This window comes from Mesorhizobium sp. B2-4-15, from assembly GCF_006658505.1.
In the GTDB taxonomy this organism is placed as follows: domain Bacteria; phylum Pseudomonadota; class Alphaproteobacteria; order Rhizobiales; family Rhizobiaceae; genus Mesorhizobium.
The window spans coordinates 161,202-173,226 of sequence record NZ_VFUZ01000014.1 but is presented as its reverse complement, the minus strand read 5'-3'; the positions used below and the strand labels follow the sequence as shown (position 1 = coordinate 173,226).

The 12,025-nt window shown below is 63.0% G+C and carries 12 protein-coding genes; 5 read left to right on the top strand and 7 right to left on the bottom strand.

Translation table 11 applies throughout. From position 1 onward, the window contains the following. Both FJ930_RS18325 and FJ930_RS18320 read left to right on the top strand, forming a co-directional pair. A partial coding sequence (locus tag FJ930_RS18325) for a glycine cleavage T C-terminal barrel domain-containing protein (RefSeq protein ID WP_281408912.1) occupies nucleotides 1–1,523 on the top strand: 1,523 nt, incomplete at its 5' end. A 10-nt stretch (nucleotides 1,524–1,533) separates the two neighbouring features. Next, nucleotides 1,534–2,889, top strand: coding sequence for a Xaa-Pro peptidase family protein (locus FJ930_RS18320; RefSeq protein ID WP_141839577.1), 1,356 nt, complete (start codon nucleotides 1,534–1,536; stop codon nucleotides 2,887–2,889). Here the strand turns inward: FJ930_RS18320 and FJ930_RS18315 are convergent. Together FJ930_RS18315 and FJ930_RS18310 are read right to left on the bottom strand one after the other, a co-directional pair. Beyond that, nucleotides 2,854–3,681 (bottom strand): PhnD/SsuA/transferrin family substrate-binding protein, encoded by an 828-nt coding sequence (locus tag FJ930_RS18315; RefSeq protein WP_141839576.1) that lies wholly within the window; start codon nucleotides 3,679–3,681, stop codon nucleotides 2,854–2,856. The two genes, FJ930_RS18320 and FJ930_RS18315, sit on opposite strands and share 36 nt — an antisense overlap. A gap of 91 nt (nucleotides 3,682–3,772) precedes the next feature. Then, a complete protein-coding gene (locus FJ930_RS18310; RefSeq protein WP_181176309.1) occupies nucleotides 3,773–4,789 on the bottom strand; it encodes a fatty acid desaturase in 1,017 nt (338 codons plus the stop codon). Nucleotides 4,790–5,018: 229 nt separating this feature from the next. Between FJ930_RS18310 and FJ930_RS18305 the strand changes: the two genes are divergently transcribed. Both FJ930_RS18305 and bmt read left to right on the top strand, forming a co-directional pair. Beyond that, a complete protein-coding gene (locus FJ930_RS18305) occupies nucleotides 5,019–5,876 on the top strand; it encodes a helix-turn-helix transcriptional regulator (protein ID WP_141839575.1) in 858 nt (285 codons plus the stop codon). A 112-nt stretch (nucleotides 5,877–5,988) separates the two neighbouring features. After that, on the top strand, nucleotides 5,989–7,011 hold the full coding sequence (bmt, locus tag FJ930_RS18300) for a betaine--homocysteine S-methyltransferase (protein WP_181763416.1): 1,023 nt from the start codon (nucleotides 5,989–5,991) through the stop codon (nucleotides 7,009–7,011). 47 nt (nucleotides 7,012–7,058) lie between these two features. Here bmt and FJ930_RS30525 read toward each other — a convergent pair whose 3' ends face one another. Next, entirely contained in the window at nucleotides 7,059–7,205 is a 147-nt protein-coding gene (locus tag FJ930_RS30525) for a hypothetical protein (protein WP_141839573.1), read from the bottom strand. Between FJ930_RS30525 and FJ930_RS30520 the strand changes: the two genes are divergently transcribed. Further along, entirely contained in the window at nucleotides 7,189–7,518 is a 330-nt protein-coding gene (locus FJ930_RS30520; RefSeq protein ID WP_141839572.1) for a hypothetical protein, read from the top strand. The genes FJ930_RS30525 and FJ930_RS30520 overlap by 17 nt on opposite strands. Nucleotides 7,519–7,539: 21 nt before the next feature. Here FJ930_RS30520 and FJ930_RS18285 read toward each other — a convergent pair whose 3' ends face one another. From FJ930_RS18285 to FJ930_RS18270, 4 genes are all read right to left on the bottom strand, one after another. Continuing rightward, nucleotides 7,540–9,663 carry a VWA domain-containing protein gene (locus tag FJ930_RS18285; RefSeq protein ID WP_141839571.1) on the bottom strand — a complete coding sequence of 708 codons (2,124 nt, stop codon included), beginning with the start codon at nucleotides 9,661–9,663 and terminating at the stop codon, nucleotides 7,540–7,542. A gap of 2 nt (nucleotides 9,664–9,665) precedes the next feature. Then, entirely contained in the window at nucleotides 9,666–10,226 is a 561-nt protein-coding gene (locus tag FJ930_RS18280; RefSeq protein WP_141839587.1) for an RNA polymerase sigma factor, read from the bottom strand. A 177-nt stretch (nucleotides 10,227–10,403) separates the two neighbouring features. Further along, a complete protein-coding gene (locus tag FJ930_RS18275) occupies nucleotides 10,404–11,141 on the bottom strand; it encodes a dienelactone hydrolase family protein (RefSeq protein WP_141839570.1) in 738 nt (245 codons plus the stop codon). Between the two features lie 200 nt (nucleotides 11,142–11,341). After that, the gene (locus FJ930_RS18270; RefSeq protein WP_181763411.1) at nucleotides 11,342–12,019 is read right to left on the bottom strand and encodes a hypothetical protein; all 678 of its coding nucleotides are present in this window, start codon (nucleotides 12,017–12,019) and stop codon (nucleotides 11,342–11,344) included. Between the last annotated feature and the right edge of the window lie 6 nt (nucleotides 12,020–12,025).

Here is a 12,025-nt window from a genome sequence, read left to right as displayed (position 1 = left end):
GCTTCAGCCAGGGTGGCGGCGTCGGCCTCGCTCTGTCGAACTGGATGGTGCATGGCGACCCGGGCTTCGACGTCTGGGGCATGGATGTCGCCCGCTTCGGCGAATGGGCAGGCCTGCGCTACACCAACGCCAAGGTGCGCGAAAACTATTCGCGCCGCTTCTCGATCCGCTTCCCCAACGAGGAACTGCCGGCCGCGCGCCCGGCGCAGACGACGCCGCTCTACGATACCATGCTCGCCAACAACGCGGTCATGGGCGACTCCTGGGGCCTGGAAACTCCGCTCTGGTTCGCGCCCAAGGGCAAGGAGCCCAAGGACATCGTCTCCTTCCACCGCTCGAACGATTTTGGCCCGATCGGCGAGGAAGTGCGCGCCACGCGCGAGAAGGTCGGCGTCACCGAAATCGCCAACTTCGCCAAATACGAAGTGTCGGGACCGGGTGCGGAAGACTTCCTCAACCGGCTGATGACCAACCGCATGCCGAAGATCGGCCGCATCGTGCTCACCCCGATGATCAACGAGTTCGGCAAGCTGATCGGCGATTTCACCATCGCCAAGGCCGGCGAAGACCGCTTCATGATCTGGGGCTCGTCGGCCGCCCAGAAATACCACATGCGCTGGTTCGAGAAGCACCTGCCGAAGGATGGCCCAAGGGGGTCGGAGGTGCGTATCCACCGCTTCGACCAGACGCTGGTCGGCCTGTCGATCGCCGGACCGAAATCGCGCGACCTCCTGCAGAAGCTGGTCGATGTCGACATCTCGACCAAAGCCTTCCGCTTCATGGATTTCCGCGAGATGGCCGTCGGCGGCGCGCCATGCATGGTCAACCGCATCACCTACACCGGCGACCTCGGTTATGAAATCTGGATGGCGCCGGCCTACCAGCGTCTTGTCTATCGTCAGATCAAGGAAGCAGGTGAAGAGTTCGGCCTGGTCGATTTCGGCATGCGCGCTTTGCTGTCGATGCGCCTGGAAAAGAATTTCCCGACCTGGTTCCGCGAGTTGCGCCCGATCTACGGCCCGTTCGAAGGCTCTATGGACCGCTTCATCAAGCTCGAAAAGAACGACTTCATCGGCCGCGAGGCAGCCGCCAAGGAACAGGCGGAAGGGCCAAAGCTGCGCCGCGTCTCCTTCATCGTCGACGCTGCCGACGCCGACGTGATGGGCGACGAGCCGATCTGGGCCAAGGTCAGCAAGGACTATGGCACGGTGGAAAAGCCGCATGGCTATGGCGCGCCGCGCTTTGACGACCAGGGCAAGGAAGTGCGTGGTTCCAAGGCCGCTGAAGGCGCGTCCGCCGTGCGCGGCATCGTTGACGGCGACTGGCGCGTGGTCGGCTGGGTGACGTCGGGCGGCTACGCGCATTACGTCCAAAAGTCGATGGCGCAGGGCTATGTGCCGGCAGCCCTCGCCGAGGATGAAAGCGCCGGATTGTTCGAGATCGAAATCCTCGGCCATCGCCGTCCGGCCCGCATCAATGTCGAGGCACCGTTCGACCCGAGCGGCGAGAAGATGCGGACCTGAGGGTTCAGCGATGGACAGCGCGGCGCCAAAGGGAAGCTTCGGCCGCCATCGCAAGATCATGCCGTTCGAGCCGGGCTCGATCGAGGCGCTGCGCGAAGCCTCCCGTGAGAAGGCGGCTTCACTCAACCAGCATGTGCTGGGCTATGGCGCCCAGGCTGAAGCGGAATGGGCGGCGGCAGGCGTTGCCGCCCCCGATCTGCCGGCGGTGCGCCAATACCGGTTGGAGCGCATCCGTACCGAACTGAAGCGTCGCGGTTATGCCGGTGCGCTGCTCTACGACCCCGTCAACATCCGCTACGCGACCGACTCGACCAACATGCAGCTGTGGGTCGCGCACAACCCGACGCGGCATTGTTTCGTCGCCACCGACGGACCGGTTGTGCTGTTCGACTATTTTTCCTGCGAACACCTGTCCGACCATTCTGGCGTCGTCGACGAGGTACGGCCGGCGGTGTCATGGATGTATCTCTACAGCGGCGACCTGACCGAGCAGAAGGTCCGCCGCTGGGCCGCCGGCATCGCCGATCTGGTGAAGGAGCATGGCGGCGGCAACAGCCGCATCGCGGTCGACCACATCAACCCGGAAGGCGTCGAGGAACTGGCGCGCCTCGGTGTTTCCATCGGCAATGGCGAAGCGGTGATGGAGAATGCCCGGCTGATCAAATCGCCGGATGAGGTTCTTGCCATGCGCCGGGCCATCGTCGCCTGCGAGGCGGCGATGGGTGAGATGGAGCAGGCGCTGAAGCCCGGCATCTCCGAAAACGAATTGTGGGCCGAGCTGCATCGCGGCAACATCGCGCGCGGCGGCGAATGGATCGAGACGCGGCTGCTGGTGTCGGGCCCGCGCACCAATCCGTGGTTCCAGGAATGCTCGTCGCGCAAGATTGAATTAGGCGATCTTGTCGCCTTCGACACCGACCTGATCGGCCCCTACGGCTTCTGCGCCGACCTGTCGCGCACATGGCTTTGCGGAGATACTAAGCCGACCAATGAACAGCGCGATCTGTTCCGCATCGCCGCCGACCAGATCGAGCACAACACCGAACTGATGCAGCCGGGCATCTCGTTCCGCGACCTCGTCGAACGCTCGGTGGTGCCGCCGGGCGACTGTTTTCCGACCCGTTACGGCGTGCTCTACCACGGCGTCGGTCTCGCCGATGAATACCCGACCTTGCCGCATGCCGGCGACTGGACATCGGACACGCCTGACGGGGTGCTGGAACCAGGCATGGTTTTGTGCGTGGAAAGCTATATCGGCCGGCTCGGCGGGCGCGAGGGCGCCAAGATCGAGGAGCAGATCCTGATCACTGAAAGCGGCAACCAGCAGCTTTCAACCTACCCGCTGGATGCGAGGCTGCTCGGCTAGCCCGGCAAGGACCTCGCGCATGGCCCGGACTGTTTTTTCCGGCGTCGTCCTGGCGGTGATGAAGGGCAGACCTTTGCGTCGTGCCGTCCAGCCGACGGTCACGACCTTGCCAGCAACCGGCTCGAAACGCTGCGCCAGCGCCCAGCTTTCACAATCGATCGCGGCGACATCCGCCCTGCCTTCGGCAACAGCAATGACAGAATCGCGATGGCCGCCGCTTTCGGTGCGCGATGAAAATATATCGAGACTGTGGCCTGCCGCCTGCAGGTCGCGCGTCAGCGCGATGATACCCGACATCGAATCCAGGCTGTTGAAGGTGAAGCGTTTGCCCCGGATGAGATCAAGCGGCAGCAAGGCCTTCCCATCCGCGGGCGACCGCACCTCCGGCCCCTCGCCTGCCCGCATCACCAGCGCGCTGGAATAAAGCTCGCCCTGCCCGCCCTCATAGGCGTCGTAACTCGGCTGGCCGACCACCTGCACATGGCTCGACAGCCCAAGCTCCATCGGCCCCCAGCAGGCCTGCGCGAACAGCAGCGCCGGATGCAGCCATATCTCGTGGAAATCCAGTTCGTCCGCCGGCAATGTCGCCGGATCCGGCGCGATCAATGCCCCCTGGCTATCACGAATGCCGCCCGGAACCGGCGGCAGATCGCCATTGCGCCGCACGATGGTTTTCGGGGTATCGATCCCTTTTTGCCGGAAGGCATCACGCAACCGAGCCCATTGGGCATCGACCTCGCCGCGCGCTTCAGGCCAGTCATACATCGGCAACGCCGCAATCAGTTCGCTCATGCCGGCACTCAATCACCATGTCTGGAGAAAGGATCGCAGAAACACGGCGCCCAATCAGAATTGGGCGACACGGATTCGGGCTGTCCAGGAACTATTCCTTGGGCGGCTCGGCGGGCACCGGCGCGGTGCCGAGCCCATTGATGTTGCGCGCGCGGATACGCGGCTTGAAGGCCCGGCCGTGCTCAGGCGCGCGCCGCAGAACCGGATGCACGATCGGCTCCTTCGCCTTGAAGGCATAGGATTTGATCAGCGCGAAATAGTTCGGATAGGCATAGCCGTTGTTCATCCGCAGCCAGTCCTCGCGGCGATCGCGAAACAGTTTCGGCAACCGATACCAGGCAACGGTCGGGCTCTTGTGATGCACGAAGTGCAGATTGTTGTTGAGGAACAGGAATGACAGCGGCGAGCGCTCGACGATCACCGTGCGGCCTTCGGGATGCTCCGACCACTGATGCTCGGCATAGGTGCGGATCGAGATCAGCGACTGGCCAAGCCACACCGGCACCAGCACATAAAGCCAGAGCGGTATGCCGAAACCGAACTGGACAACCGGCAGCACGATGGCAAGGCCGATGACATGCAGCAGCCAGGCCTTGCGGATCGCCTTGTCGCCGGCGATCACATGCTTGGCGTCATCGATGAAGAAGCCGATGCACGACAGCCACGGCCCAAGCACGAGGCGACCGGCCATGGTGTTGTTGACCTTGAGCAGGAATTTCATCAGCGGCGGCATGTCTTCATGCATCCAGAGCGCCTTGTAGTAGCTCTCGGGATCATCCAGCGGATCGGTCAGCCGCTCGTCGGCATGGTGGCGCAGGTGAATGGTCTTGAAGCGCCGGAACGGCCAGGCAAGGCCGATCGGCAGAAAGACAAAGGCCTCGTTGACCAAGGCATGGCGGGTCGGATGACCATGCAGAACCTCATGCATGATCGAGGACTGCAGTGCCAGCGTGACAGCCATGACTATGAGGGCCAGGATGGGATAGGATGGCCAGAGGAAGAGACCGGCGGCGAACCATGTGCCATAGCAGAAGAAAGCGAGGACCACGGTCGGCCATTCGATGGCCGGTTTGCTGCTTCGACGGATGCTCTTGCCTGGTATGCTCATGCTATCGACCACTGTCCCTCAGTCGCCGGAACTCCAACCGGTTCCTGACAGCATTGTGTCAGGAGACGTGATTCCACTCAACGCGACAAAGTATACAAAATGTTGCGTCTGCGCATTTTCGGCCGCATATGTTGTACTTTGTAAACACCCTTGGGGATTCATTTACGCCTGAAGCCCCCCATAAGGCTTCTCGGCGAAAATTTTTCCTTCCGAAGCAAGGAGCGATAGGATGGATAAACGCGACTTGTCGACGACCTTTCGGGAACGCCTGAAGCTGCTCCTGACACGGTCGGACCTTAATCAGTCGGCGTTCGCGACAGCCGTCGGCATCGATAGATCGGCTCTGTCGCAGCTCATGTCGGGCGCCTCGACACGCCTGCCGAGGGCCGAAACGCTGCTCAACATAGCAGCCGAATTCAAGGTCTCCCTGGACTGGCTGCTTGGCCTCAGCCAAGACGAAGGCGTCACCGGTGAAATCCGCGAAAGCCTGGAGATCGAGGAAGCGCCGGACGGTTTCGACCGCACGCTGCTCGCCAAATGGTTCGCTGAAGCCGCGGGCACCAAGATCCGCTATGTGCCGGCCGGCATTCCCGATCTCCTGCGAACCCAAGCGCTCGTCGATTACGAGGCCAATATCACCAACAGGAGCCGTCTGGCACAGGCCAGCGAGACCCGATATCGCATAGAATACAACCGGCGCCCGGAAACCGACATGGAAGTCTGCATGCCGCGTCACACGCTGGAGATCTTCGCACGGGGTCTCGGCGTGTGGGACCGTTTTCCGGCGGCCGACCGTCAGCAGCAGCTTACCCATATGGCGACGCTGCTCGACGACCTCTACCCGACCTTTCGCCTGTTTCTTTATGACGGCCGCATGCGCTATTCGATCCCGCTCACCATCTTCGGCCCCTATCGCGCCGCCATCTATGTCGGCGACATGTATGTGGTGCTGAACGCCACTCAGCCGGTCCAGGCACTGACCCGGCATTTCGACAATCTGATCCGTGCCGCCGACGTCAACCCGCATGAGGCCGCTGCCTTCGCGCGCAATCTGGCTGGCATGCCGTTCGCATCAGGCTCTGTCTGAGCGGCGTGAGGAACGGCAACCGCCCGAGCGATGGTCCGGTTGCTATTTCATTGACTGGACATAAAGACTTCTTTATATCCTTATTCGAATTCGAAACATGAAAGCCAATCCGATGACGACCACCAATCCGATCGATGCGCTGCTGGCTGAAAAGGGCGTGCTGCTGGCCGATGGCGCCACGGGCACCAATTTGTTCGCCATGGGGCTGGAGGCTGGCGAGGCGCCGGAACTGCTGAACGAGACGGCGCCCGACACCATCACCAGCCTGCACCAGAATTTCGTCGATGCCGGCGCCGACATCATCCTCACCAATTCCTTCGGCGGCACCCGCCACCGGCTGAAGCTGCACCATGCGCAGGACCGCGTGCACGCGCTTAACAAGCGCGCCGCCGAGATCGCGCGCGCTGTCGCCGACAAGGCCGGCCGCAAGGTGATTGTCGCGGGCTCGGTCGGCCCGACCGGCGAATTGCTGGTGCCGCTTGGCGCCATGACCTATGACGAGGCGGTCGACGCCTTCGCGGAGCAGATCGAAGGTCTCAAGGAAGGTGGCGCCGAAGTCGCCTGGATCGAGACCATGTCGGCTCCCGACGAAATTCGCGCCGCGGCGCAAGCCGCCATCCGCGTCGGCCTGCCCTACACCTATACCGGCTCGTTCGACACTGCCGGGCGCACCATGATGGGCCTGCTGCCGAAAGACATCCATGGCGTCGTCGATGGCTTGGCGCAAGCGCCGCTCGGCGTTGGCGCCAATTGCGGTGTCGGCGCCTCCGATATCCTGGCGTCGCTGCTCGACATGACCGATGCGAAGCCGGAGGCGACGGTGATCGTCAAGGGCAATTGCGGCATTCCCGAATTCCGCGGCACCGAAATTCATTATTCCGGCACGCCGGACCTGATGGCCGACTATGTGCGCCTCGCCGTCGACGCCGGGGCAAAGATTGTCGGTGGCTGCTGCGGCACCTCGTTCCAGCATCTTGCCGCCATGCGCAAGGCGCTCGACGCCCACACCAAGGCGGATCGCCCGACGGTTGAGAAGATCGTCGAGCGTATCGGCCCAATGCGCAACAAGGTGGCGACGGAGAACACCGCCGAGACCAGCGAAGCCCGCCGCGAGCGCCGCCGCAGCCGGGCCTGATATCTGCTCGGGCCTGGTATCTCTTCGGGGCCTACTGTCTCTTGGGATTATTCGCTGTTGTCGGCGTAGCTCGACTGCGCCGACTTGAAGTCGACGAGGTTGTCGCCGCGCATCGTCATCAGCGCACCCGACGCTCCAGGGTCGGTGATCTGCTCCAGCATGGCGCGAAAACGATCATTGGTCAGCGCCGACATGGCGGTGTGGCGCGCCTGCGCGACATCATCGCTGATGCGCCTGGATTCGGGCGACGGGGCCGATGAAACCGCCGAAGCGTCCCGCGCCGGCGGTATTGAACTGACGAACGTGCTGATCTGCAATTCCGGCTCCCTCAAGCCCGTGGACATGACGGGCTTAGCAAGGAGGGGTTGCGATCCGGTACCGGAAATGCCGCGCAATTTAACAACCTGGAACATTCCGCGAAAAAAGGCCGGCAAGGGAAATGTCCCTTGCCGGCCTGCCTTCACCCGCCCCTGGGTCGGTTTCCGCTGTCAGAACGAACCCATCTGAAAGAAGCCGGCCGCATCGCCACTACCGTTTACCGCCCAGTGCCGAGGCAAGGCGCACAAGCGAGAGGAACTCGGACCTGTACCCAAACGGGTCGGCGCCCCGGGCGGCAGTGGCGATCTCCATGATCTTGTCGTAACCGAACTTCGCGGTCGCATCCTCGTCGCGCAACTTCTGGCCGAAGGCCGCGACCGCGACCGAGAAGCGCTGGTCGGTGCTCGCCTGGTCGAAGGACGACACCTCGTTCGCCGAGGTCACCGGCGTGGTGATCAGCTTCGAGACGTCCTCATTCGGCAGCTTGTAGCGAATCTTGACGAAGGCATATTCGTCCGCGTTCGCGACACCGCCATTGTTGACCGTGGCCTGGCCGTAACGCAGCGGATCGATCTGCTCGCCACCGCTACCCTTGGGCGTGATCTCGTAGATCGCGGTGACCGAATGGCCCGAGCCTATATCGCCGGCGTCGACGCGGTCATTGTTGAAATCCTCGCGGTTGAGCGCCCGGGTCTCGTAGCCGATCAGACGGTATTCCGAGACTTTGTTGGGGTTGAACTCGACCTGGATCTTTACGTCCTTGGCAATGGGGAACAGCGTCGAGGAGGCATCCTCGACCAACACCTTTTCGGCTTCGGCCAAAGTGTCGATATAGGCGGCGGTGCCGTTGCCGTTCTGCGCGATGGTCTGCATCATCTGGTCGTTCAGATTGTCGCGGCCAAAGCCGAACACCGACAGGAAGACACCGGTCTTACGTTCCTGTTCGATCAGGCGCTTGAGGTCGTCGTCGTCACTCTGGCCGACATTGAAGTCGCCATCCGTGGCCAGCATCACCCGGTTGACGCCATCCTTGACGAAGGATTTTTGCGCCAGCCTGTAGGCCTCCTTGATACCCGCCTCCCCGGCCGTGCTGCCACCGGGCGTCAGCTTGTCGATGGCGGTGAGTATCTTGTCCTTTTCGGATGCCTTGGTCGGCTCCAGGACGGTGCCCGCATCACCGGCATAAGTAACGATGGAAATCGTGTCGTCGGCCTGGAGCTTGCCGACCAGCAGGCGGAATGCCGACTTGAGCAGCGGCAGCTTGTCCGGTTCGTCCATCGAGCCCGAGACGTCGATCAGGAACACCAGATTGGCCTTTGGCTGCTCGGTCGGCTTGATGTCGAACCCCTTAATGGCGACATGCATCAGCTTGGTGTGCGCGTTCCACGGCGTCGGCATGACGCTGACGGTCGAATTGAACGGCGTCGACGCCGAGTCCGGGCCCTTCCAGTCATAGGGGAAGTAGTTGATCATCTCCTCGACACGGACCGTGTCGGCCTGCGGCAGGGATCCTTCCTTCAGCGAACGGCGCACGAAGGAATAGGAGGCGGTGTCGACGTCGATCGAAAAGGTCGAGACCGGATCCTGCACGGTTTCGTGCACCGGGTTGGTCTTGAAGTCCTCGACGCGGTTGCGGTTTTCCTCTTGCGGCGCGATCTGGTCGGCCGGGTTGGCCGCCGGTTGCTGCACCATCAGTTTGGACTCGCCAGCCTGCATGCGGGCAACCCGCGAGGCGCTGGGTGCGCCAGCGGTGTTGTTCAGCGGAAGCGGTGCCGGCGCGGGCTCTGCCAGAACGCCACGCTCCTGAGCGCTCTGCTGTGCCGATCCGGCAGCGGCGGATTCGGACTCCGGCGGTGCGGGCGGCGCCGCAAGCGCATCGGCGGCATCGCGGCTTTCCGTATTCGCGTCGGCCTTCTTGTCCTTCGTCGGCGCCGTGGCCGCGAGCGGCTCGTTGATGGCCTGATCTCCCAGTGCCTGCTTGGCCAAGGGTTTCAGCGTCGCCGGCTTGTCGGCCAGCGTCTCGGTGACCTTCTGGTCGCCGCCAAACGGCGACGGCTCCCTCAGCAGATGGAAAGCGGCGTATCCAGCGATCGGCAGGGCGACGAGGCCGGCAAGAGCCGGCGTGGCGATGAGTTTCTTTTGCATGATTTCGCTCCAGAGCTTTTGTGCTCGCTCTGTGAGACGAAACCCTGCAGCCGATCCTTGGGTGACGGCGGAAATATTTTCCTGGTCATAGGCGCGCATGGCGGCCTCGAATGCGCGCGCCTTCGAGGCCTCGCCCGGTGCCGGCGCCGTAATGTCGCGCAGTCTCTCGAGTTCGTTGTCGTCTACCATGGTCACACTTCCCCGGCCGAGCGCATCAGCGTCTTCAGCCGTTTCTTCGCTTCATGGATGTGCCAGGAAACCGTCGTCTCCGAGATCGCCATCACCTCGGCGGCGACCGCGTGGCTCAAGCCCTCGCCATAGACAAGCAGCACGGCGTCGCGCTGCTTGTCCGGAAGCTGCCTCACCGCCACCCACAGCGCCTCGGCCGTGCCTTCCGGTTCGGCCGAGGCCTCGCCAGAAATCAGCGCATGAACACCGTAGGCTTCGGTCTTCACCGTTTCGCGCGCGGTCTTGCGCATCATGTCACGCGCCGCGTTCATCGTCATGGTGTAGAGCCAGGTCGTGAAGGCACCACCGCCGCGATAATCGCGGATCGCCCGGCCCAGCCGGACACAGACTTCCTGGGCGATATCCTCGGCATCGGCCTTCCTGCCGCACCAGCGGTAGGCGGCGCGATAGACGAAGTCGTAGTGACGCTCCAGCAATTTGCCGAAGGCCCCCCTGTCTCCGTCCTTCGCCCGCCCGATCAGTTCGGCGTCGGAGGCTTCGCTCTCATCCAGCATCATCGCCATCATTTGCCTGTTGGACGAAGGCTAATGGCTAATCCTTGGGATGGTGGAAAGATTTTTTGGGAGGTCGTTCTTCCTTCTTCCGTTCACAAGGAGAAGGTGCCCGAAAGGCGGATGAGGGGCGGCGCCAACTCTCGAGGGTTATCTGCCTCGCCGGGCGCTCTCCTCGCCAGTAGAACTCTAACCCAGCGTCTCCAAAAACAGCGCCGTCAACCGCCTCCAATGCCGCTCGGCGCCAGCTTCGTCATAAACGCTATGGTCCGGCACGCACCAGCCATGCGCCATGCCGACATAGTTCTCGATCGTGTGGTCGACTTCAGCATTCCGCAATGCCTCCTCCAGCCGCGTCGACTGTTCGGGCGGAAAACTCCGGTCGACACCCGCCATGCCGACATAGACACGCGCCTTGAAGGCGGCCGCCTTGCGGTGCGGGCTGTCGGCGGCATCGCTGGCCAGATTGCCGCCGTGGAAGCTGGCGGCCGCCTTGATGCGGTCCGGATAGGTCGCGGCGGCGTTCAACGCCCGCGCACCGCCCATGCAATAGCCGACGGTGCCGATCGGGCCGGTGACACCTTCCGCCGACAGCGCCTCAAGAAAGGCGCCACTGTCGCTGATGGTCATCTCCTGCGTCGTGCCGGTAACCAGCGCCATCAGCGCTGCCTTGGTCTTCTCGTCGGCGAAGGCGGTCTTGGCATCGAACGGACCATAGGGCGCGGCGCGGTAAAAAAGATCGGGAACCAGCACCGCATAGCCCTCACCCGCCAGCCGCTCGGCCATGCCGTCGAGCGCCGGACGCGGACCGAAAGCGTCCTGGTAGAGAATGACCCCGGCCTTGGTCGATGAACCGGCGGACGAGCGGAAGAGTCCTGCTCTTGCGACACCATCGCTGGTCCTTATCTCGATACCGCGCTTCGCCATGGCCGGGTCACCTTCTGATCGTCGCACATACATATCGGCGCCGGTTGGAAGGGCAAGGCCGGGCTGACGGGTGGCGTTCACAAAAGCGTATCGACCCCGGCCACGACGCACATCCCGCAAGAGGACCCAACCGAGGTTATTATGCGGCAAGCGCTTCTCTGTGCATTTCCGCCGGCATTTCTGCCGCCAACGGCGTGCCGCTAGCGCATGAAGCTCGCCATATGAAAGGCCTGAACCTCCGGCGGATAGCGGTAGGACGTGCCTTGGGGACAGGCATTTCGGTCAAGGCAACCGCCGCTGCGGCAGGGCTCACCATCTGCTCCCCGCACATGCGCCAGGCAGGCCTGATAGGCGAATCCTTCCGCGGAATAGGCAACGACCGAACAGGATTTCAGGCAGGGTTTGTCCACACAGTTGTCGCAGAGGTGGATTGCGGGATCGGCCGCTTGAACCGGAAGCTCGTCCTCGAACAGCAGCGCACCGCGATAGGCATGCCAAAGCCCGTATTGCGGATGCATGAGGATACCGAGCGGTGACGGCCTCAACCCCTCCGCCCGCGTCGCCCATTGCTGGAAAAGCAGATAAGGCCTGTCGGAGGGCGAAACGGCACGCGCGCCGAATGCCTCCGCCACACCGCCGATCACCTGCCGTGACCACGTATCGAGCGGATTGGCGATTGCCTGTGGCTGTTTTTTGCGCCAGCGCAGGAAATGCGGCCAGGGTGCCGCACCCGCCTGCCCTACCAGCAGCACGGACCTTGCCTGCGCGCCCGAGGCGCCGCAAGGGGCATCCTCGCCATCGGGAAAAACAAAGCCGCCGCGCAGGATGAGGCCGTGAGCGCCAAGCGCGGCCGTGATCTCTTCGATCATGCCGCGCACAGACTC